This is a genomic window from Chitinophaga eiseniae (assembly GCF_900167135.1).
Lineage (GTDB): Bacteria > Bacteroidota > Bacteroidia > Chitinophagales > Chitinophagaceae > Chitinophaga > Chitinophaga eiseniae.
In genome coordinates, this window is sequence record NZ_FUWZ01000002.1 from 1,219,805 (window position 1) to 1,240,923 (window position 21,119).

18 protein-coding genes and 1 tRNA gene are annotated in these 21,119 nt (G+C 43.7%); 11 read left to right on the top strand and 8 right to left on the bottom strand.

What is annotated here, in order from left to right; translation table 11 throughout:
- Nucleotides 1–126: 126 nt before the first annotated feature.
- The 3 genes from B5D63_RS14575 to B5D63_RS14585 are packed head-to-tail and all read left to right on the top strand — an operon-like array spanning nt 127 to nt 2,074.
- Nucleotides 127–486, top strand: coding sequence for a plasmid mobilization protein (locus tag B5D63_RS14575; protein ID WP_143312912.1), 360 nt, complete (start codon nt 127–129; stop codon nt 484–486).
- Complete coding sequence (locus tag B5D63_RS14580; RefSeq protein WP_078669514.1) at nt 476–1,438, top strand: relaxase/mobilization nuclease domain-containing protein; 963 nt, start codon at nt 476–478, stop codon at nt 1,436–1,438. The genes B5D63_RS14575 and B5D63_RS14580 overlap by 11 nt, the downstream gene beginning before the upstream one ends.
- A 39-nt stretch (nt 1,439–1,477) precedes the next feature.
- Complete coding sequence (locus B5D63_RS14585; RefSeq protein WP_078669515.1) at nt 1,478–2,074, top strand: hypothetical protein; 597 nt, start codon at nt 1,478–1,480, stop codon at nt 2,072–2,074.
- A gap of 144 nt (nt 2,075–2,218) precedes the next feature.
- Here the strand turns inward: B5D63_RS14585 and B5D63_RS14590 are convergent, their stop codons facing one another.
- Together B5D63_RS14590 and B5D63_RS14595 are read right to left on the bottom strand one after the other, a co-directional pair.
- Nucleotides 2,219–3,145, bottom strand: a complete 927-nt coding sequence (locus B5D63_RS14590; protein ID WP_078669516.1) for a hypothetical protein — start codon at nt 3,143–3,145, stop codon at nt 2,219–2,221.
- Nucleotides 3,146–3,312: 167 nt separating this feature from the next.
- On the bottom strand, nt 3,313–4,116 hold the full coding sequence (locus B5D63_RS14595; protein ID WP_078669517.1) for an RNA polymerase sigma factor: 804 nt from the start codon (nt 4,114–4,116) through the stop codon (nt 3,313–3,315).
- Between the two features lie 846 nt (nt 4,117–4,962).
- Between B5D63_RS14595 and dndC the strand changes: the two genes are divergently transcribed.
- The 6 genes from dndC to B5D63_RS14630 are packed head-to-tail and all read left to right on the top strand — an operon-like array spanning nt 4,963 to nt 12,237.
- Nucleotides 4,963–6,282 carry a DNA phosphorothioation system sulfurtransferase DndC gene (dndC, locus tag B5D63_RS14605; RefSeq protein ID WP_078669518.1) on the top strand — a complete coding sequence of 440 codons (1,320 nt, stop codon included), beginning with the start codon at nt 4,963–4,965 and terminating at the stop codon, nt 6,280–6,282.
- A 3-nt stretch (nt 6,283–6,285) separates the two neighbouring features.
- The gene (gene dndD, locus B5D63_RS14610) at nt 6,286–8,382 is read left to right on the top strand and encodes a DNA sulfur modification protein DndD (protein WP_078669519.1); all 2,097 of its coding nucleotides are present in this window, start codon (nt 6,286–6,288) and stop codon (nt 8,380–8,382) included.
- Nucleotides 8,372–9,940, top strand: coding sequence for a DndE family protein (locus tag B5D63_RS14615; protein ID WP_078669520.1), 1,569 nt, complete (start codon nt 8,372–8,374; stop codon nt 9,938–9,940). The genes dndD and B5D63_RS14615 overlap by 11 nt, the downstream gene beginning before the upstream one ends.
- Before the next feature lie 5 nt (nt 9,941–9,945).
- Nucleotides 9,946–10,389, top strand: a complete 444-nt coding sequence (locus tag B5D63_RS14620) for a hypothetical protein (RefSeq protein WP_078669521.1) — start codon at nt 9,946–9,948, stop codon at nt 10,387–10,389.
- Nucleotides 10,382–11,962: a DNA phosphorothioation-associated DGQHR protein 1 gene (locus tag B5D63_RS14625; RefSeq protein WP_078669522.1), complete on the top strand. Its 1,581-nt coding sequence runs from the start codon at nt 10,382–10,384 to the stop codon at nt 11,960–11,962. The genes B5D63_RS14620 and B5D63_RS14625 overlap by 8 nt, the downstream gene beginning before the upstream one ends.
- 14 nt (nt 11,963–11,976) lie before the next feature.
- Nucleotides 11,977–12,237 (top strand): hypothetical protein, encoded by a 261-nt coding sequence (locus B5D63_RS14630; RefSeq protein ID WP_143312913.1) that lies wholly within the window; start codon nt 11,977–11,979, stop codon nt 12,235–12,237.
- Nucleotides 12,238–12,289: 52 nt separating this feature from the next.
- Here B5D63_RS14630 and B5D63_RS14635 read toward each other — a convergent pair whose 3' ends face one another.
- The 5 genes from B5D63_RS14635 to hflX all read right to left on the bottom strand — a co-directional run bounded on the left by B5D63_RS14635 (nt 12,290) and on the right by hflX (nt 17,130).
- Nucleotides 12,290–13,465, bottom strand: coding sequence for a cysteine desulfurase family protein (locus B5D63_RS14635; RefSeq protein ID WP_078669524.1), 1,176 nt, complete (start codon nt 13,463–13,465; stop codon nt 12,290–12,292).
- A 198-nt stretch (nt 13,466–13,663) separates the two neighbouring features.
- Nucleotides 13,664–13,737: transfer RNA gene (locus tag B5D63_RS14640), tRNA-Asn, on the bottom strand.
- A 129-nt stretch (nt 13,738–13,866) separates the two neighbouring features.
- Nucleotides 13,867–15,525: an ArnT family glycosyltransferase gene (locus tag B5D63_RS14645; protein ID WP_143312914.1), complete on the bottom strand. Its 1,659-nt coding sequence runs from the start codon at nt 15,523–15,525 to the stop codon at nt 13,867–13,869.
- Between the two features lie 73 nt (nt 15,526–15,598).
- Nucleotides 15,599–15,940: a Rieske (2Fe-2S) protein gene (locus tag B5D63_RS14650; RefSeq protein ID WP_078669525.1), complete on the bottom strand. Its 342-nt coding sequence runs from the start codon at nt 15,938–15,940 to the stop codon at nt 15,599–15,601.
- Nucleotides 15,940–17,130, bottom strand: a complete 1,191-nt coding sequence (gene hflX, locus B5D63_RS14655) for a GTPase HflX (protein ID WP_078669526.1) — start codon at nt 17,128–17,130, stop codon at nt 15,940–15,942. The genes B5D63_RS14650 and hflX overlap by 1 nt, the downstream gene beginning before the upstream one ends.
- 220 nt (nt 17,131–17,350) lie before the next feature.
- Here hflX and B5D63_RS14660 point away from each other — a divergent pair, with 220 nt between their 5' ends.
- Nucleotides 17,351–19,327: a S9 family peptidase gene (locus tag B5D63_RS14660; RefSeq protein WP_235021542.1), complete on the top strand. Its 1,977-nt coding sequence runs from the start codon at nt 17,351–17,353 to the stop codon at nt 19,325–19,327.
- 111 nt (nt 19,328–19,438) lie between these two features.
- Nucleotides 19,439–20,215 (top strand): enoyl-CoA hydratase/isomerase family protein, encoded by a 777-nt coding sequence (locus B5D63_RS14665; RefSeq protein ID WP_078669528.1) that lies wholly within the window; start codon nt 19,439–19,441, stop codon nt 20,213–20,215.
- A gap of 79 nt (nt 20,216–20,294) precedes the next feature.
- Here the strand turns inward: B5D63_RS14665 and B5D63_RS14670 are convergent, their stop codons facing one another.
- The gene (locus tag B5D63_RS14670; protein ID WP_078669529.1) at nt 20,295–20,996 is read right to left on the bottom strand and encodes a porin family protein; all 702 of its coding nucleotides are present in this window, start codon (nt 20,994–20,996) and stop codon (nt 20,295–20,297) included.
- Between the last annotated feature and the right edge of the window lie 123 nt (nt 20,997–21,119).

Genomic DNA, 21,119 nt, shown 5'->3' on the forward strand with positions numbered 1-21,119 from the left:
CGGCCACTCTTTAATCTTCGGTTTAAGGCAAGCGGTGTTTTCGTAGGACGAAAACGGCTTGCCCCTGCTCCCGTTGGTCGCATGGGGAAGAAAAAATGAACCGCCTCAAGGCTAAATCCAGAAATTATGACAGCAACAACAACGAAGAAAAAAGCAGGAGGGCGACCGTTAGTGGCAACCAAAAAAGAAACGGTTGTCAGGGTACGGTTCGACAAGGGACAATACTTTATCCTGCGACATAAAGCGCAAAAGGCCGGTTTGAATTTTTCCACCTACCTGCGACAGGCGGCGGAAAATGCACCTATCAAGGCCCGGCTTACTCCGGAAGAAAGAGATTTTATCCGCAAACTTGTGGGTATGGCAAATAACCTGAACCAATTGGTGAAAGAATTTAAACAGGCGGGCATTATTAAAACAGCCACCCATATAGAGGAACTGCGGGAGAAAGTGGATCAACTATTAAAAATGTTGCGAGATGATAAGTAAGGTTTTTGACGGACATAGTTTTTACCACGCCTGCCGGTATATGTGCAATAAACAAGGCGCAGAAGTACTGGCAACAGAAGGAGTGCGGGGCTATAACTACAAGTTAATGGCAGAGGATTTTATTGACCAGGCTGCCCAACGCCCCACTAAAAAGCAGGCTTGCTTTCATGCGGTACTAAGTTTTCATCCACATGAAAAGCCGGACGATGCCAGGATTGTGACCATTGCTAAAGAATACCTGGATGAAATAGGCATCACCAATACACAGTTTGCCATCACCAAGCATACAGACAAAGCTCACCTTCATGTCCACCTCATTGCCAACATGGTGAACAATGAAGCCAGAAGTATCAAAGACAATCATATCGGGTTGAGAGGGAAAAAGGTTGCCCAAAAACTAACCTTAAAGTACGGGCTCATTGTAGCCGAAAAGAAAAACCTGGCGCTTACCCACCTCGAAGCCCTCGACCACTCAGAAGCTAACCGGTACAGAATTTACACGGCCATCCTGGAAACACTTCCGCAATGCCGGAGCCTAGAGGAACTGGAAACCCGTCTTAAAGCCTATGGCATCGAAGTGCTGTACAAGAACAAAGGACAGACCCAGGAACGTCAGGGTATAAGTTTCCAACTTGGTAAAGACGTTTTCAAAGGCAGTAAGGTGGACCGGAATTTCTCTTTAGGCAATCTTGAAAAGACACTCGCCCAAAATCAGCAGCAGGTACTTACCCAAACATCCACAACGATCAAACACCAACAACAACCTGGGCCCAAGATCTCCGAGGAACACAACTTCGCCGGTCAACTGGTCGAAGAATTGGGCAATCAAGTACTCCATTCGGCCACCGGCATCCTGGCAGAACTACTTAAAGCTGAGTATGTATCCCAAGACACTTCTCCAGAATTGCTACGGGAGGCACGTAAGAAGAAAAAACGTAAAAGAATACGGTAAGCAAAGCTTACCCTTTTTTAACCGTGAAAAAGTTAAACTATGAACGAAAATCTTTTGACTACCTTGACAGAGATCAGCGAAGGTCATACGAAAAAAATTGAGCAGCACGGTGAACAACTCAGTGCATTGCAGGAAACATTACACCACTTGACAGATTGGAAAGCAATGCTTAACCAATTAACCGAAAGTGACAACCACCTGAATAAGCTGCTCACCGAACTGCCCAAACAAACAAAACAACACCAACATCTAAATGGAATATTGCAGGAGACTATAGCCGTCCTTACCCGGCCACAGGAACAAAGGCATCATCACCACTTCCCCAAAATTGCCTGGGCCACAGGGGGGCTTTTTTTGATATTGTGCCTCATAGTTACCGGTTGGTACACCACGGCCTCCCGGCTGGATAACTACCGGGACAATGATACCAAGTATCGTTACTTGCAGCTATTCGGCAATAGCCAGATGAATCGCCTGCTTCACTATGCAGACAGCTTGCAACAAGCACGGCCAAACTTTTTCCGGGATAGCATACTTGCCGCCGAAAAAGCAAAGCAACATCGCCTGGAAATGCTGGACGAGGCAACCCGTAAAGAAGCAGAGGCCTGGCAGTTACGCCAGAAAGCCAAACAATAATTACAACAGCTCTCTTATTTAAACAAGAGGGCCCACGCGTTGTATGCACCTTTGTAAACATGATTACACTGATGCTCCGTGAGTGCACCACGGCCTCACGCTACGGGTGTACAAGCACCCTCAAATAATATTTTCCCAACACCTCTATTCCACCACCAGCGCGATGCCTGCTTTATTTGCTTTGTAGGCAATTTTATCCTTCAGGCTATAATAACTCCAATTGCGCAACAAGAACTCTTCCTCCTTAGCTGCTGTTTCTTTTCGTTGTTGCCCGGTTAGTAATAAGGTGGCCACCCGGTGTTTGATGCACAAGTTGATCAGCCGACGGCTATACACATGCAGTTTATAATTTACATACCGTTTTTCCGCGCCTCGGTAATTTTTCAGGTTTTGGAGCTTTCGGGTTAAACCATTCTTTGATCGGTTGTAAGTAGCCGATTGCTGGCATCGTTGGAGTGCTTGCTGAATAGCCAAACGTCGATACAAGAAGTCTTCCTTGGTGCCAATGGAATAACTGTGCCGCCCGATCTTCACGCGGATGGGAATTTCCATCGACAGCGTGGCTTCGGCCACCACATCCGGTTCAAGGATATGGCCCTCTTTAGACACCTCAAAGGTGGCCAATAGGAAGATCTTGTGTTCATCCACCTGGATAGAACTGGTACACAGCTTATATTCACCACGTAAAGCCGCTTCCCAGAGAGTTCGCTTGTCACCTCCCTTTTTCCCAAAATATAGGCGGAATGTGTGACCAAAGATCTGACAAGTAAAAAACCGACCTCCTTCTTCCAGTGTTATCCGGCGAAGATCATGAGAAGATATTGGCATAGGAATATCCCGCCGGAAGCTCCTGAGTGATCGCTCTCCTTTCCATAGCATATCCCTTTCCTTGCTGAAACTGTATACCAATATTTTGTTGAGGCAACTCAGTATGCTCATGGGCATTTGTCCTTTGAAGCGCCGACTGAGCAGTTGATAAGTAGTCCCCAGTTGTGACATGGTGAGAATACCATCCTGGTCTTTCTTTATATCCGCCAGCCTTACCCGCACTTCATCCGTGAAGTAAAACAAGTCCTTTACCTGTTCCTGAATAAACTGATGCGTATAAATGTAATTGGCTGCCCGATGGCATATGCGCTACCATTTCCAGAGGGCTTCCCACGTTTGCCGTTTAACGGCAGGATCTTCTGAATGAATCAGCAGTTGAATTTTCCGGGTCAGCACTACTTTGTCTTCTTTCATCGCTTTACTCTTTTGAGAACTTCATGCGCAGACACATATTCTTTGAGGGCTTGCCACACGGGAATTTTCAGCTCCTGGGCAATCCTTTCAAAGTCGTATTGCTGCTCCATTCTTAACTGGCAGACCTTCATCTGCTGATCACTTAATAGCTTATTCCAATGAGTTGGAGGCGAACAGCCCGAAGTAACTTGGCTGGCGGGTTCCGGCAGTTTTATTCGCAGGATCATCTTTTTTAAATCGAATATGCTTTCCTGGACTTCCTGGCTGATTTGTTGATATGGAGCGGCGAAGCGGCTGGCAATTTCCTTCAGGCTAAGGCCATAGCGGAAATGTAACGTCATGATAGTTTGACGATTACCAGAAAGGTATGGTATGGCATCCTTCACTAGGTTGATTCGTTCCTGTTCCTTATTGGAAACCCAAGATAGTTCATCCTCTTTTTCGGGGTCGTAAGCCGCGGCCTTATAATCTTCAAGGTATTCCGGATGGATAAGTTGACGGTAAAATCGATTTGAAGGCTGACGGAAGTAGTCATAACACCCCCAACGGGTACAAAGCCTGATAAAGCGAAATAGGTGCAGCATACTGGTCATTCGCTCCCGGAACTGCCAGGCGCGGAGAAATGCTTCCTGGACTATCGTTTGATTGGCGAATTCATCGCCTGTTATGCGATTCGCATAATAGAGGACCGGTTTGTAAAGGTGTTTATATATGTAAGTGAATCCTAATTCCTCACCTTTTTGAAAGAGCAAGAAATACGAAAGATTCTCCGGCGTACTAGTAGTAATGTAGTAGCTCATGGCGTCGGCAGCTCGGGAGTGTGAAATGTAAGCCTGTAAGGACCGATGCTGCCCAACGCAAAAAAAGTAGACGTGGGTTGGTCCTTACCGTACTGAAGGGCTGCGACACCCCAAACCCGAATAAGAACGCCCACGCCTTTGCCTTTAAAGATAAAGGAAAACGTGAGCGATTTACCTTATTCTCGAGTTTTTGAACGGTCGCAGTTTTCAGTACGAGAATTAAGCAAATGCGCTTATGATGATTATTTTATATGTTACATTATACTATCCTGATGCAATATGCGAAAAGTCCATATAAGAAAATGTTTAAAATTATAAATTTTTATAAGGATTATAATTCTATCTTAAAGATAGATATTTCAATCATAAAGAACAAAAATTTATTCTTTAATGATATTATATGTTGAAATTGAAGTGTTTAGGTTTATATAGATTTGTTTGAATAGACCAAAGTATGTCCTAAATGAACAAATCTAGAGTCTTTAAGAATAAAGAACTACCTACAATTAATAGAATTGCTATAGTTTTAAAGGAAGAGCGACGGTCGAATCGTTGGTTAGCTTCCGAAATAGGATTTACAGAAACAACTGTTTCGAAGTGGGCTACGAATGCCAAACAACCGAATATATTCGTATTTTACCTTATTGCCCTAGTTTTAAAACGAGACCTTAAGGATTTATTTGTTTCCACGGCCGAAATAAATGAAATAGAACGAACAAATCATCTAGAAATACTCAAGGAATTAGTAGACCAGGGAAAGCGAACCGGAAAAACCAAGCGGTAAAGGTTTCAGAATACCGCATCAATTCAATTAATCCAATAATAAATATAGAAAGGAAGAACAATATGGCTTTGGATGTAAAATTTTTAGAAGCAGAAATTATAGATCAATATTTATATGACGAAAATGCAACTCGCCCATGGATTATTGGTTTTAGTGGAGGAAAGGATAGTACAATGCTCTTGCAAATCGTCTGGAATGCCTTAAAAAAGATTGAGCCGGTTCTATTGACCCGTCAGATTTACGTTGTTTGTAATGATACACTGGTAGAGAATCCTCAAATTGTGAAATTCATTAGCAAAACGCTAAAGAAAATACAAAAGGCTGCTGTTGATCAACAGATTCCTTTGGTGGTAAAGGAAACAATTCCTAAACTTGAAGACAGTTTTTGGGTGAGGCTTATAGGACTTGGATATCCTGCCCCTAACAGGTTCTATCGATGGTGCACAGAAAGACTGAAAATAAATCCCACAACTCGTCTTATTACTGAAAAGATTGCTGAAAATGGAGAGGCAATTATACTTCTAGGGACAAGAAGTGATGAAAGTTCTCGGCGTGCAGCCTCAATTAAAAAGCATGAAATTAAAGGCCAAAGATTACGTAGTCATCCATTGCCCAACGCGTATGTTTTTGCGCCAATAAAAGATGTAACAACAAATGAGTTATGGCAATATCTAAATCAAGTTCCCCCACCCTGGGGCGGTACACATAAAGAACTGGTCACGTTATATAGAAATGCAAATTCTGGTGATTGCCCTCTTGTAATAGATACAACAACTCCGAGTTGCGGGAATAGTCGGTTTGGTTGCTGGGTATGTACAGTGGTTAATAAAGACAAATCAATGGATGGCCTTATTGAAAATGGTGAGGAGTGGATGCAGCCATTGGCAAACATTAGAAACTTTCTAATTGAAACCAGGGATAATCCAGAGATATGGAGAGAAAAAAGAAGACGGGATGGAACTGAAAAAGAAGGAATATGGGGACCTTATAAGTTTGAAACACGAGTAGAAATTCTTAAACGCGTATTGAAAGCGCAGAAAAGTCTTGAAGAAACCGAAGGGATAGAACTTATTACTCATCAGGAAATGGTCCTGATACAGTATCACTGGTTTAGGGATTTGTTTTTCAAGACAAGGGTTTCAACGATCTACAACCGAATCTTTAAAACTCAAATGGATATGAGTAAACACGAAGAAAAACTCAAGGAGGAAAATGAGCTCCTTCGTAAGTCTTGTAAACAGGAACCCAAAGACGTTGAACTTATCCAAGACTTACTAGCTCTTCAAAAAACCAAGACCCTCATGATGAGGAAAAGAGGGTTACTTGATGATATTGAAAACCGTTTAGATCAATTCATTGAGGAAACAAAAGAAAAAGCATAGGTAATGATTATAAAGGAAATAGAGCTTTACAATTTTCGGATATATAAAGGCGAGAATAAAATTGATCTTTCTGCCAAGGGGAAAAAGAACATTACGATTATAAGTGGGCGTAATGGCTTTGGCAAGACGACCTTTCTTATGTCCCTGGTGTGGTGTATGTATGGCCGGAATATGCAAGAGGTTGACGATTTATACAAGAAAGAAATTGAAGATCAAGGCGGATACAGTAAATACATCTCAAACTCGCTTAATCGATTGGCCAAAGCAGAGGAAGACCATAACTTCCATGTTAGTATCAAGTTTGTGGATGTTAATATTCCGGAAGTACCTTGCAAAGAAATAATTATACGACGAAGCTATAATGCACTTACGAGTACAAGTGAGGAGATTGAGATATTGATTGATGGTTACCCTAGTGAATTAGCTAAGGAAGTAGGGCATGAAATTTTCATTCGCGAGTTTATAATGCCCATCGAGATCGCCAAATTCTTCTTCTTTGACGCAGAAAAGATCGTGAATCTAGCAGAAGTAACCACAAATGAGCAGCGTAAGCGATTGAGTCGAGCATATTCAGAAGTATTAGGCATTAAAAAGTATGAGGACATAAAGGGCAACTTGGAAAGTCTCCAATTGAAAATCCGGCAAGAATCAGCCAGTGCGGCTGAACGGGGTCAATTGGAAAAGTTGAAGGCAGAAGTCATCTCATATGAAGGGCAAATAAAAGAAAATGAGGAAAAAATTTCGGAATTAAGAGAGCATAGAACAGAGCTTAACAAAGAGGTAAGAGATATACAAGAGAAGCTCATTCGGGAGGGAAGCTTGATCACTATAGAAGAGCTCCAAAAAATCCGTGAACAAGAAGAGTTGCTAACTAAGCAACAACAATCTTTGCAAAACGAGCTAAAGGATTCATATGATATAATACCTTTTGCAATTGCTGGTGATAAATTTCTTGAGGTAAGTAAGCAGCTTGAGAACGAATCAAATTACAAAGCCGCGCAATTTAAAGAAGAAAACGTGAAAGGCGTTACAAGTAAAATTCTTACTGATTTAGACGACGAACCAAAGCCCAAAGACATTTTAATTACTCATGAAATAAGGCGATTCTACTCTGACGCATTTGAGAAGCTTATACGGAAGCATTTTTTTTCTGACACACCTCAATTGCCAGATGATTTTAAAGTACTGCACGACTTTTCTGATACTGAGAAGAATGAGCTATTAGCACTTCTTAATAATATCAAATTGTCATTCAGAGAATCTTTTAAGCGAATAAATAGTGAATACAACCTCACGCGCAATGAATTAAATACTATTCGCAGAAGAATAAAAGATGCTGAAGCAAACCAAGAGAATCCCATCATTGCTGAACTAAGGCGGCGAAAGGAAGAATTAAACACTGAAATAATAAGAATAGATGATACGATTGATTCGTTGAACAGGGAAATTGGTGAGTTCACCAATGAAAAAACTCAGAGGGGTAAACGTATCGAAGAGCTTTCTAGAAAGTTAAATGTGTCAGAGAAAAATAAAGAGAAAGACGCTGTACTCACCAGGAATATTAATAATCTGAAGGATTTTATCTCAAAATTCAAAGCAAGGAAAAAGGTATCACTCGAGGAGCAGATTTTGAAGGGACTAGAAACACTAATGCACAAAAAAGGATTTATTAAGAAGGTGGAGGTCGAAATAATCGGTGAAGATATTGATATTGTACTTAAAAATAGCAGAAGCGAGGAGATAAAAAAAGAATCTTTAAGTAAGGGCGAGCAACAAATGTATGCCACCGCCCTTCTGCGGGGGCTAGTTGAAGAAAGTGATATTCAGTTCCCAGTATTTATCGATTCTCCAATGCAAAAATTCGATGAGCAGCATGCCGAAAATATTATTAAGTACTTTTATCCAAACATTTCTGACCAAGTGGTAATCTTCCCGCTTATCAATAAAGAATTGACAGAAAGGGAGTTTAATCTTTTATCAAAACACATTTCCAAGACCATTTTGATAAATAGTGTACATGATGAGAAGAGTGAATTTTTACCAATTGAAACGGACGAGTTTTTGAAAACCTACAATAGAATGTACAATCATGCTAATTAATATACGTACTTCTGAAGCGAATAAAATAATTGTTCAGGAACTCACTAGGAAAGTATTTCCCGGAGCTTCCGAAAATTATATATCAAGAGTGGCCTTTGCATACTCTATCTCAAAGGGAATTCACCTTGACTCAAGTAATAAGGAACATTTACTTGATAGTAGAGGGAAAGAATATAAGGATGATATTCTTTTTGGTAACTATCGTGATTATTATATAACTATAATTTGCCAGCACTACCAAGTTTATAAAACGGATCCTAGTATCTCGAAGTATATAAAAATGCACATTGATCATGGACTTAGCTTGATGAACAAACTGTTTGAAGAGAACAAAAATTATTCGGGACTGGACTTCCTATTAGAGCATATAGAAAAGGGTATTGAGATACTGGAAGAAAATACTGTAAGCAATGATGCCATTATATTTGATGATAAAACTCGTAAGATAAGAATAACCAACAAAGAGTATTTTGCAAAAGAGCTCAAAGTAAGGGTTGGCGAAACATTCGATGGTGATCCCATATATTTCGGACTCAATGATACCAGCATTCACAATAATGCGCATGTGGCTGTTGCTGGGAATTCTGGGACAGGGAAGACTTATTTTGCAAATAACTTTTTAAAGCAAGTAGTTGAAGGTTCAAAGGGAAAAGTAAATTTCATTTATCTTGATTTCAAAGGGTTGAAGAAGGAGGATGAGAAAGGATTGGAACCATTTTTCACTAAGACTAAGGCTATCTACATTGATGCACCTCAAAAGCCTTTCCCAATAAATCCGCTTTCGTTTATAGATAATGTAAACGAAAAGAATAGAATAATGGGAATAAATAAGTTTGTTGATATCATTACAAGCTACAGCAATATTGGTAAGGTACAGCAACAAACTTTGAGAGATGCTACGCGGCAGGCTTTTGCAAACGCCAAAAAGGGTGGGTATCCAACCATCAAAGATATCTATAACAATGTAGTTGCAGCAGATAATCGGCCTAGTACGCTAAGGGAGATATTACAAAACTTAAGTGATCTCGACTTGTTCCAATCCAAAGTAGACCTCCAAAACGATTTTCTTAACAAAAACTACTATCTAAGCTTATCTGGAGATCTCCCCAATAATATTCGGTTTACTTCCGTTTTTCTGATTATCAATTATATCTATAATGTTTTTATGAATATGGATAATGCACCAATTGAAGGTAGTTACCAGGGCATGAGGTATGTCTTTCTGATTGATGAGGCCCATGTGATCTTTAAGGAGAAAAAGAGCCAAGATTTGCTAGAAAAAATCCTTCGTGAGATTCGTAGTAAAGGCGTATCGGTTGTTTTACTTTCTCAAGGTATCGAAGAATTTAATCAGCCATCTTTTGATTTTAGTAGTATGTGCGAAACAGCCTTTTTATTTGATATAAAGGATAAGACAAATCTTAGAATGATGCAGAAGTTCATGGGCATAGGAGAAAAACATGCCAATGCTTTGAAGAAAAGTATGGAAAGTATTGAGAAATATCAATTGGTGAGTAACTTAAAGGAATACAAGATTGCCGAATTGTTTAAAGCGTAGAATTAATGAGCATTAAAGCCAAGTATTTCTTTATTGCTGTAATTATTATGGGGTCAATTGGAATATGGCTCCCAATAATTTTAGAAGCAATAATTGAAAAGAAAGTAACCTTTCATAATGTTCCTCCTAATGTAACAACATATTTTGTAAGCCTACTATTTGCAGGGTGTATAGACTTGATTCTTGGCAAGATTAATAAGCTAAATATTAATGGCCTTGTAAACGTAATTTTGAATATTCTATTTATTCTCCTTTTGGGTCTCGGAATTGTTGTTGGCGCAATCCTGCTTAATATATATAAATATGATTTTTGGGCTTTACTTTTAGGCATTGTTGGACTTCTAATTTCTTACAGGATCTGGTGGATTGCCAATGATGGTAATCCTAATTTTTCAAATACAGCAGCTCCTTTAGGTGGAGATGTAAACAGACCTTTAGCAAATGGATAATATAAAATTGGCACCATTCCTTGAAATTCCGGCTCTTAAAGTTCAACAGCCGCTGGGGGATTTCTATGTGATGACAATGAGCGCAGAGCAGCTACTTTCAGTGTCATTTTCTGAGCCTATGGCTTATCAAGATGAATTTGGGAAAGTAAAAGGTAGCCAAAGGGCGAAGGACGAGAAAAGGTTAAAGGAAATAGCAAAGTATATTGACTCAGTTGAAATGGCTTTTCCTAATTCAATAATACTCGCGGCCAATTATACTCCAACAGGAGTAGTTTCAAAAGATGAAAGTGAGCGATGGAAAGTAATTGAGGACAAAGAATGTAGTATTTATAAAATAATTATCCCAAGGCAGACAAAATTGGCGGCAATAATTGATGGACAGCATAGGTTAAATGCGTTTGAATTTGTGGTTAATCGGGAAAGGGTCGACTTGCTTCAATTGGTCTGCTCAGTTTACTTTGATCTTCCCAACTCCTATCAGGCGTTCCTCTTTGCAACAATCAACTCAAATCAGAAAAAAGTTGATCGAAGTTTAGCGCTGGAGCAGTTTGGATTTAATGTGGACGATGAACCGGAGAAGGCATGGACACCAGAGAAGTTTGCAGTATTTATCTCTCGCAAGTTAAATATCGACGAGGGAAAGTCGCCATTTTACAAGCATATAAAAGTTGCGCCATTAAATGCTGAGAATCTTTTTGAGGATGGTGTTCAATCAAATTGGGTTGTTTCAACCGCAACTATAGTTGATGGAATTACTTCTTTAATTTCAACGAATGTTAAGAGGGATAGGGTCGAAATGCAACAAAAACATTTCTTTAGCGGGAGAAACCGCGAGATGTTAACCGGATTCAAGTCAGACACATCCCCTCTTCGATCATATTTTATTGAACTAAAAGATCAGGTCATTTATGATACAATTATCAACTATTTCAGCGCTGTAAAGGATCTACTTTGGAATACTGCGTCCGAAAAATCTTATATTATCCGAACAGTAGGGATTCAGGCTTCTTTTGATATTTTGAAACTAATTTTGAAATCGAAAACAAGTATTGAACCTGATAAAATTGGTTTTAATAGCTATATTTTGAAAATACAAAATATCGATTTTTCAGATACGTTTTTCCAGGCGTCAGGTATCGGTAGAAGTAGGATTAGAAACATTATCGGTTTATCAATGGGGTTAATCGCTAAGGATAAAATCAAAAAAAGTGATATCCCCTTTTATGAAAAGATTTTAGCAGGGAAGAATACAAACACAGAGAAAGAAAAGTGGATTTGGGAAGAGGAAGCTGAGAATGCTGTAATTAACACTTTGGATAAAATTGAATGGAACTACGGCAGTAAAAATATCACTTTATATCCAAACTATGATTATGATAAGCCATTAATTATAGATTCATACGATAAGCTTTATTCTAAACTTATTGAAATCGCAGAATCAGCTTTCAGTGATTATTTGCCTAATGATAACGAATTTGCAGAAGAACAAAGAGAAAAGTTCGATGTAGATGATTTGGTAGAAAGCCACCTGACAGATTATGACGAAAATTTAAGAATTTTAGGTTGGGTTTAATAAATTATTACAACATGCTTAATATAGAAACTATTTGCCAAGCTGCTACTGCAGTATTGATAAACGCCAATAGACCAATGCTCGCACAAGATATATACAATGGAATTACAGACGGTGCCTTATATCAATTTAAAGCAAAAAATCCGTTGAGTGTTCTTAAATCGGAGCTAAGAAAGCATTCCGTAGGGGTTGATTCCCCATTACAAAGCGGCGTGAAATATTTTCAATTATTAGACGATGGTACTTTTTGGATAAAAGACAAGCCGCTTCCATAATTGTTTTGTTTTATATGAATTGGTCATTAATTACAGGTTAAGCACCATAATTTCAAGAAACCATAGCCCTTAAATCGGCAACGATATTTTTTATAGCAGCTACTACAATGGGAATATCCTCTCTAGAATTATATTTCCCAATTGAAAAACGAATACTATTAAAAGCTGCAGTTTCATCTAGTCCCATTGCAGTCAAAACGTGAGACGGCTCAATACTTGTCGAAGTGCAGGCGCTCCCATTGCTTACCGCAATTAAAGGCAGATCGTTTTCTGGATTACTCAACCCCATAATAATTGCATCAGAATCTACTCCTCGGAATAAGACATTGGAAACATTATATAATCGATTTGTTACATTCCCATTTATTGACGTTCCTTCTATAGAGCATAATTCCGATTCTAGATAATCTCGTAAGGACAGGATTGCGTTAGAATCTTTATCCATTTCTAAACTAGCGATTTCACAGGCTTTCCCTAATGCTACAATACCGGGAACATTCAATGTTCCGCTTCTGAATCCACGTTCATGCCCTCCACCATGCAATAAGGCTGGTATTCTAACGCGAGTAGGACTTTGTCTAACATACAGTGCTCCAACTCCTTTCGGACCATAAATTTTATGCCCGCTTAAGCATAATAGATCTATTCCAATTTCATTTACATTGATTGCTATTTTCCCGACTGCCTGAGTGCAATCAGATAAAAACAAGACTCCTGCTTCATGCGCTACCGAGGCTATTTCTCTTATTGGTTGAACTACGCCAGTTTCGTTATTTACATACATCACTGAGACCAATATAGTGTCTGGACGCAACAAAGATTTTAGCTCATCTAACGCAATTAAACCATCTGAGGCAACCGATAAATAGCTTACTTCGAAGCCTCTACTTTCAAGATATTTACAAGTATCTAATACTGCACTATGCTCTGTTGCTACAGTTATAATATGCTTACCTTTATTGCTGTAATTTTCAGCGACACCTTTTAAAGCCAGATTAATTGCTTCGGTGGCGCCACTTGTGAAAATAACTTCGTTCGGTTCAGCTCCTATTAAATTGGATACTTGCTTTCGCGCAGCTTTTACGGCATCATGTGCTCTTAGTCCAAACTGATGAGTGCTGTTAGCATTGGCAAAGTAATCCGTAAGGTAAGGCAACATTACTTCCAGTACCCTTGGGTCAATCTTGGTTGTAGCATTATTATCCAGGTATATCAGATTGTCATTCATGAGAGCAATTTTACAGATCTTCTACATAGAATGTGAATACAAATTAATAACGAAGCTAATTATATCTGTACATACACAGAAATAGTTAACTTCAACATGTATTAAGCTCTTTTTCTTCCACCAGCCACGCTGCTGGCAAATTGTTGGCAAAAATAAAAAAGGTCACCGAAGTGACCTTTTAAATGTTTGATTACCAAGCTCCCCCTGCTGGACTTGAACCAGCGACCCTCTGATTAACAGTCAGATGCTCTAACCAACTGAGCTAAGGAGGAGTGTTTCCCGTATCGTTTGTGCGATTTGGGATTGCAAAAATAGGCAAAATTTCATTTTTGCAAAATCTTATAGCCACTTTTTTTAAAAATTTTTCCAAAAAGTTGTCAAACCCGCTACTATAAAGCATTTCAGGGAGACACTTTTTTAACCCTGACTAACATTTTTTCGCCGAGGGCGCTGGTACGTGTAGCTTTCCGCACAAAAGGCAGGTCCAGTTTACTCACGTAAAAATTAGGGAAACGCCGCAGCAGGGTATAGCTGTAGCCCTGCTGCTGCAGACTGACCAGCCCTTCCGGCGTGGTGAACATCACCCCTTCGGCGGCGGTGTCGGCGCGCGGCACGGGGGCGTTCAGGTAGTATTCGAAAGCATAGGAGTTGTTCTGAAACAGGGTGACCGGCGTGCCGGGGATGGTGGCGTTGGCATAACGTGCGGCTTCGCTGCCGCTCTGGTACTGCATCATATCAGGATACAGGATGGTGTTGACGTACAGGTTCAGCAGGATACTCATAGCGACGGTGCGATAAAACACCGCTTCCTTGGTGCTTCTGTCGAGCCAGTAGTGCAGCAGCATGTACAAAACGATCAGCGCGGCGATAGGGACCAGCCAGGCGTAGCCCATGACCGGCTTGTACAACAGGTCTATCACCACGCCGGCAACGGCCAGCAGGATGATGATGGTATACTGCGTGGTACGAAAAAAACGCAGTCCCTTCCCGGTATGCAGCGAGAGAATATACTGTGCAGTAAGGATGGCGAAAAATGGAAAAATGATGTTGAGGTAATGCGGCAACTGGAACCGTGACAGCGAGAACAGCACGAAAGTGGCCATTGCGCCGCAGAGGCAGTAGTATTCTGACTGCTGTTTCCATTTCCGGAAAAAGATGATCACGGCGGCATACAGCATCACCGGCCAGGGTAGGAAAGCCCACAGTAGGGTGTGAAAGAAGAAGAAGGGATCGCCGGCGCCTTTGATAGGCCCGGTGTTCATAAAACGCCCGAACTGGCTGTCCCAGAAAAAGAAACGCAGTCCGGATACGCCGGTGCTGCCGAAGACGATCTTCTCCGGATGCAGGTCAAACTGCTGGTAAAGCGCGAACAGCTCCGGCAGGATGAACAGCGCGATGAGTGCCAGTGCCACGATCCACTGCCATTGAAAAATCTGTTTCCATTGACCAGCAAACAGCAGATGCCCGCCGATAGCGGCCCCTATGGGCACCAGGGCGAAGATGCCTTTGGTCATAATGGCGCAGGCGGTGAACAAAGCAGCGGCGATCAGGTGATAATGCCACCGCTGCACCACGCTGCGGTAAAAGTGATATACGGCGGCTATGATCAGTCCTGTGAGATAGGGCTCTGCCCGCACATCATTGTTGGAAATAACAATATGCTCTGCGGTCAGCAGGATACAAACGGCCCAACGGGCGGTGGTGCTGCCATACAGGGAAAACGCAAAACGGTAGGTGTACCACGCGCCCATCAGGAGAAAGAGGATAGCGGGCAGTTTATACGACCACGTATGAAAACCGAACAACTGAAAGCTCAGCGCGGCCATCCAGAAAGGGAAGTGGGGCTTGTCCAGCCACTCATGACCATCGGCGTAGAGGTTAAGATAGTCATGTTTCAGCACCATGGTTTTGGCAATGCCGGCATAGAGGGCGCCGTCGGGCTCCAGGATAGGCACCTGGAGGGCGCTGAATTGCAGTAAAGTCAGCAGGGAAATGATAAACACCCAGATCTGCTTCTCTGAAAAGGCAAACGGGCGGACAGTTGCAGGTAACGGTAACATGTCCAAAAGTTACGTTCATCCGTTGACGGATTAAAACCTGCCGGCGGTAATTAACATAAAAATAAACCGGTGGCTACCACAGCCAGCCGCTCTTTTCCAGGCCCACGTAAGGACCGTCTTCCCGCTGTTCTATGGGGTATGTTTTGAGGAAATAACCTTCGCCGCTGCAGTTGAACCCGTTCTTCATGCTGAACTTATAACGGTGCAACGGGCACACCACATTGCCGGCGCCATCGATGAAACCATCGGCCATGATACCGCCGGCATGAGGGCATTTATGGGCAAAAGCGTACAATTGGCCCTGGTGCAGGGCTACACTGATCTTTTTTCCGTTCACTTCCTGTATACGGATGGCATTGTCGGCAAGTGGCAGGTATCCTTCGTCCAGTTTATGCCAGGTGTACGTTTTGGCCATTAGTAGAAAAATTCTGTTTTGTAGGGATAACGCTCTCTGTAAAGCTGAGCCACCTTGTCCATAATGGTCTTACGCAGCTCCTCTACATTACGCCTTTCCAGCGCGGCGATGAAAACGGTGTTACCATGGGTTTTCGTATCCCAGTTCTGTTTGAGTGACTGCAGGATGTCTTTTTTGATATCTTCCTCCAACCATTTATCAAAAGTGTTGGCTTCGTACAGGTCCATCTTGTTAAAGACCATAATGGTCGGCTTGTCAAAAGCTTTTAGCTCCTGCAGCGTGCGGTTCACCACTTCTATCTGCTCTTCGTACTGAGGATGGGAGATGTCTACCACGTGCAGCAGGATATCGCTCTCGCGCACCTCATCCAGCGTGGATTTGAAGCTCTCCACCAGGTGGTGCGGCAGCTTGCGGATAAACCCTACGGTATCGCTAAGCAGGAACGGCGTCTGTTCAAACACCACCTTACGGGTAGTGGTGTCCAGCGTGGCAAACAGCTTGTTCTCCGCAAACACCTCGCTTTTGCTGAGCATGTTCATAATGGTGCTCTTGCCTACGTTGGTATAGCCTACCAGCGCCACCCGGATAAACTCACCCCGTTCCTTACGCTGGGTAAGGGACTGCTTGTCTATTTCAGTAAGACGCTTACGCAACAACGCGATCTTGTCTTTAACGATACGACGGTCGGTTTCGATCTCCGTTTCACCGGGGCCTCTGCTGCCGATACCGCCACCCTGGCGTTCAAGGTGACTCCACATACCACGCAAACGGGGAAGGATATACTGGTACTGGGCCAGCTCCACCTGCACCTTAGCCTGCGCCGTGCGGGCACGACGGGCGAAGATGTCCAGGATCAGGTCACTCCGGTCGATGGTCTTTACCTTCAGTACCTTTTCGATATTGGCGATCTGGGAACCCGTCAGCTCATCATCGAAGATGACCAGCGAAACATCCCGGCTGGCGATATATTGGTGAATCTCTTCCAGTTTACCTTTACCCACAAAGGTAGCCCTGTCCGGATGGGACAGTTTCTGGGTAAAGCGTTTTAAAGTGGTGGCCCCGGCCGTTTCCGCCAGGAACACCAGCTCGTCCAGGAATTCCTGTACCTGCCGTTCCGTCTGGTCTTTGGTGATGACCCCCACGATAACCGCTTTCTCTTCTTTTTGGACGACTTGTTTCTTTTCTATCAAAGTGTTTAAAAATTTATTGCAAAAATACTTGTTTTTACCCAGTGATGCCGATGATGGATTATTTTTTCTGTTATATGAAGACGGCTGTCACCGCTCCGTTCATCAGAAAAACGGTTAAAAACGGTAGAATCAGCACGCAGTTTCCTACATTTACGCGATCCAAAACATCTTGCAGATCATGTACAAACCATTTTTACTGACAGGACTATTAATTTCAACTATGGCGACAGCCCAGGACAAAATGACGCCCGAATTGCTATGGCAGCTCGGCAGAGTCAGCGGGGAAGCGATCAGCGCCGACGGCAAAACCGTCTTCTTCAGCGTATCGCAGCCCAGCCTGGCCGACAACAAGAGTCAAAGACACCTCTATGCCATTCCGCTCGCTGGCGGCACTCCCAAACAACTGACCGAAGGAGCCGGCGATGTGGCCGCACTCCCCGGCGGAAAAATTGGCTACTCCCTCAAAGGCCAATGGTGGGAAATGAACGCTGACGGCGCCGGCGCCGCACAGAAAACCAGCGGGACCGGTGAAATGCACAACATTAAAATTTCTCCCGACGGTAAACATATCCTGTTTACCAAAGAGGTGAAAGTGAAAAAAATTGCCGGCGTGGACTACTACCCCGACCTTCCCAAATCGAACGTTCAGATCTATGATAACCTGAACTACCGCCACTGGGACACCTGGGAAGATGGTAACTTCTCCCACGTATTTTATGCCCCCTATAACAACGGGGAGATAGGTACACCGGTGGATATTATGGCCGGCGAACCACACGACTGCCCGCAGATGCCCTCCGGCGGCCCGGAAGACCTGATCTGGAGCCCCGACGGCCAGAGCATCCTGTATGTGTGCAAGAAAAAATATGGTAAAGACTACGCCATCAGCACCAATACCGACATCTACGAGTACAACATCGCTACCAAAGCCACCCGCAACCTCTCCGAAGGTATGATGGGCTACGACATGGCCCCCGCTTTCAGCCAGGACGGCAAATACCTCACCTGGCTCAGCATGGAACACGACGGCTTCGAAGCAGATAAAAATGATGTCATCCTCCTGAACCGCGCCAGCGGCGTTAAAACCAACCTCACCAAAAAATGGGATGGTACCGCCTCCGCCGTACGCTTCAGCAACGACGGCAAAAAAATCTTCTTCCTCGCCGTACTGAAAGGCACCGAACAACTGCTGGAAATAGCCCTGCAGAAAGATCCGGCCCAGACAACTGACAAGCATATACGCCAAATCACCTCCGGCGACTTCGATATCAACGGTATCGTGGCCCAGTCCGGCAACACCATGGTAGTGTCCCGCACAGATATGAACCACGCCGCCGAACTGTTTACCGTAGACCTCCGGAAAGGCGCACTGCAGCAGCTGACCAACGTCAACAAAGGCACCTACGATAAAATAGGCCTGTGCAAAGTGGAGAAACGCTGGGTGAAAACCACCGACAACAAAGAGATGCTGGCATGGGTGATTTTCCCTCCGGACTTCGATCCTGCTAAAAAATATCCGACCCTGCTGTATTGCCAGGGCGGCCCGCAGTCAGCACTCTCCCAGTTCTATTCCTACCGCTGGAACTTCCAGCTGATCGCCTCCCAGGGCTATATCGTGGTAGCACCCAACAGGAGAGGAATGCCCGGCCACGGCGTGGAATGGAACGCCTCCATCTCCAAAGACTGGGGCGGCCAGCCGATCCGTGACTACCTGAGCGCCATCGATGATGTAAGCAAAGAAAGTTATGTGGACAAAAAACGCCTCGGCGCCATCGGCGCCAGCTACGGCGGATACTCTGTATACATGCTGGCCGGCGTACACGAAAACCGCTTCAAAACCTTCATCTCACACGACGGCCTGTTCGACCTGAAAAGCTGGTACGGCACCACGGAAGAACTGTGGTTCGCCAACTGGGACATCGGCGCCTACTGGGACCCCGCTAACGCTAAGGCGTACAAGGACTTCAACCCCAGTGAACACGCCAGCAAATGGAACACGCCCATCCTGATCATCCAGGGTGGTATCGATTTCCGCGTACCCATCGAGCAGGGACTGCAAGCCTTCCAGCTCGCACAGCTGAAAGGCATCAAAAGCAAACTGCTGCATTTCCCCGAAGAAAACCACTGGGTACTCAAACCCCAGAATGCCATCGTATGGCAGCGCGAATTCTTCAACTGGCTGAAAGAAACACTTTAATCCAATTACGAATTACGAGTTACGAATTACGAATTTGAAACCTTTCGTAGTCCTTAACTCGTAATTCGAAACTCATCATTCGTAATTCGTAATTCCTAATTCGTAATTGTTATGACCTCCCTGTTACTGGAAACGGCCAATGGCGTGGCCACCATCACCCTCAACCGCCCGGAAGTTTACAACGCCTTCAACGATCCGCTCAGCTATGAACTGCAGGACGCCCTGAAACAGGCAGAGAGAGACCCTGCCGTCAGGGTAGTGGTACTGACAGGGGCAGGCAAAGCCTTCAGCAGCGGCCAGGACCTCAAAGCATCCATGGAAGCGGGTAAACGCAACCTGAGCGAGTCACTGCACAAACGCTACAATCCCATCATCCGGGCTATCCGCAATATGCCCAAGCCGGTGATCTGTAAGCTCAACGGCGTGGCTGCCGGCGCCGGATGCTCCCTCGCACTGGCCTGTGATATGATCATCGCCAGCGAAACCGCCACCATGATCGAGATCTTTGTGAATATCGCGCTGGTACTCGATTCCGGCTCTTCCTACTTTCTGCCCCGCACCGTAGGCTATCACCGCGCCTTTGAACTGGCCACCAAAGCCTCCAAAGTCACGGCCGCAGAAGCCCTGCAAATGGGACTGGTCAATAAAGTAGTGCCGGCCGATGCCCTCGATGCCGCCGTGGAAGCAGAAGCCGCCTATTACGCCGCCGCTCCCACCAAAGCCATCGCCCTCATGAAAAAAATGCTCACCAAAGGAATGACCGAATCGCTGGACGCCACCCTCGAATACGAGGCCTACTGCCAGGAGATCGCCGGCAATTCCACCGACAACCGTGAAGGCATCAACGCTTTCCTCGAAAAAAGAAAACCGGCTTTCACCGGCAACTGATACCAAAACAAAAAGAAATAAAAAAAACGGCCATGGTTTAGTACAACCATGGCCGTTATATTTTTAATCCTGTGGACAATTACAGTCCGCTCAGGCAAATACCGATCTGATAAGGTCTGATATCCAGATCGCTGTTGTCTTTCAACATCGGATTCAGTGAATAAGCGCCAAACAGGGCGAAGTTGCCATAACCTACACGGGCAGTGGCAGAAAAACGCCAGGGATTGAAAAAGCCTTTGTTCAGGTCTTTATCCCAGTTTTTGGAACCATTAGGCGCCGTATTACGGCCTTTGGTGTGCGCATTCACCAATGTGCCCACCTTCACGCCCAGTGCCGCCTTAAAGCCCTTGTTGGCATTATCCGGCACACTACGGTAACGCAACTCAATAGGAATTTCCAGGTAGGTAGTGGCGACCTTGAATTTTTTATAGGCATTGCTGGCCACAAAAGAAGCCCTGTCGCTATGCACTTTTCCGGCAACATCCAAAGTATGATCTTTCAGATATACCCCGCTGGTGCTGATACCCAGACCCGCAGCCACGCTCAGTGGCGACTTTTTGAACGGGAAATCGTACATCAGCGCGATATTAAAGCCCCTGTTGAAACCCGTCTTGATACTATCAGGAGCTCCAGCCCAACCATCGTAGGATAACTGAATCATCAGAAAATCCCTGGAATGGGTAGCCCTGTTAACTGCCTTGTTCATGGGAGAACCGCCTTCCTGTGCAAAAACACCCACAGCTACAGCTATCAGGCCAAGGGTAAAAATTATTTTTTTCATAAAATATTTTAGTACTTAGGAAAAAGAATATTAGGCAAATATATTGGAATGATTGTAAAAGAATTGGTTAAAATATTCCTAAACATCCCCTTTTCGGCGCGAAAGTTACATAAAAGTTCATAT

Bases quoted from the DNA above. Each gene is read 5' to 3' on its own strand.
- B5D63_RS14615 (WP_078669520.1), top strand. From the start codon at position 8,372: ATGCTAATTAATATACGTACTTCTGAAGCGAATAAAATAATTGTTCAG.
- dndC (WP_078669518.1), top strand. From the start codon at position 4,963: ATGGCTTTGGATGTAAAATTTTTAGAAGCAGAAATTATAGATCAATAT.
- B5D63_RS14645 (WP_143312914.1), bottom strand. From the start codon at position 15,525: ATGTTACCGTTACCTGCAACTGTCCGCCCGTTTGCCTTTTCAGAGAAG.
- dndD (WP_078669519.1), top strand. From the start codon at position 6,286: ATGATTATAAAGGAAATAGAGCTTTACAATTTTCGGATATATAAAGGC.
- B5D63_RS14595 (WP_078669517.1), bottom strand. From the start codon at position 4,116: ATGAGCTACTACATTACTACTAGTACGCCGGAGAATCTTTCGTATTTC.
- B5D63_RS14660 (WP_235021542.1), top strand. From the start codon at position 17,351: ATGGCGACAGCCCAGGACAAAATGACGCCCGAATTGCTATGGCAGCTC.
- B5D63_RS14575 (WP_143312912.1), top strand. From the start codon at position 127: ATGACAGCAACAACAACGAAGAAAAAAGCAGGAGGGCGACCGTTAGTG.
- B5D63_RS14630 (WP_143312913.1), top strand. From the start codon at position 11,977: ATGCTTAATATAGAAACTATTTGCCAAGCTGCTACTGCAGTATTGATA.
- B5D63_RS14650 (WP_078669525.1), bottom strand. From the start codon at position 15,940: ATGGCCAAAACGTACACCTGGCATAAACTGGACGAAGGATACCTGCCA.
- B5D63_RS14585 (WP_078669515.1), top strand. From the start codon at position 1,478: ATGAACGAAAATCTTTTGACTACCTTGACAGAGATCAGCGAAGGTCAT.
- B5D63_RS14620 (WP_078669521.1), top strand. From the start codon at position 9,946: ATGAGCATTAAAGCCAAGTATTTCTTTATTGCTGTAATTATTATGGGG.
- B5D63_RS14635 (WP_078669524.1), bottom strand. From the start codon at position 13,465: ATGAATGACAATCTGATATACCTGGATAATAATGCTACAACCAAGATT.
- B5D63_RS14625 (WP_078669522.1), top strand. From the start codon at position 10,382: ATGGATAATATAAAATTGGCACCATTCCTTGAAATTCCGGCTCTTAAA.
- B5D63_RS14665 (WP_078669528.1), top strand. From the start codon at position 19,439: ATGACCTCCCTGTTACTGGAAACGGCCAATGGCGTGGCCACCATCACC.
- B5D63_RS14670 (WP_078669529.1), bottom strand. From the start codon at position 20,996: ATGAAAAAAATAATTTTTACCCTTGGCCTGATAGCTGTAGCTGTGGGT.
- B5D63_RS14580 (WP_078669514.1), top strand. From the start codon at position 476: ATGATAAGTAAGGTTTTTGACGGACATAGTTTTTACCACGCCTGCCGG.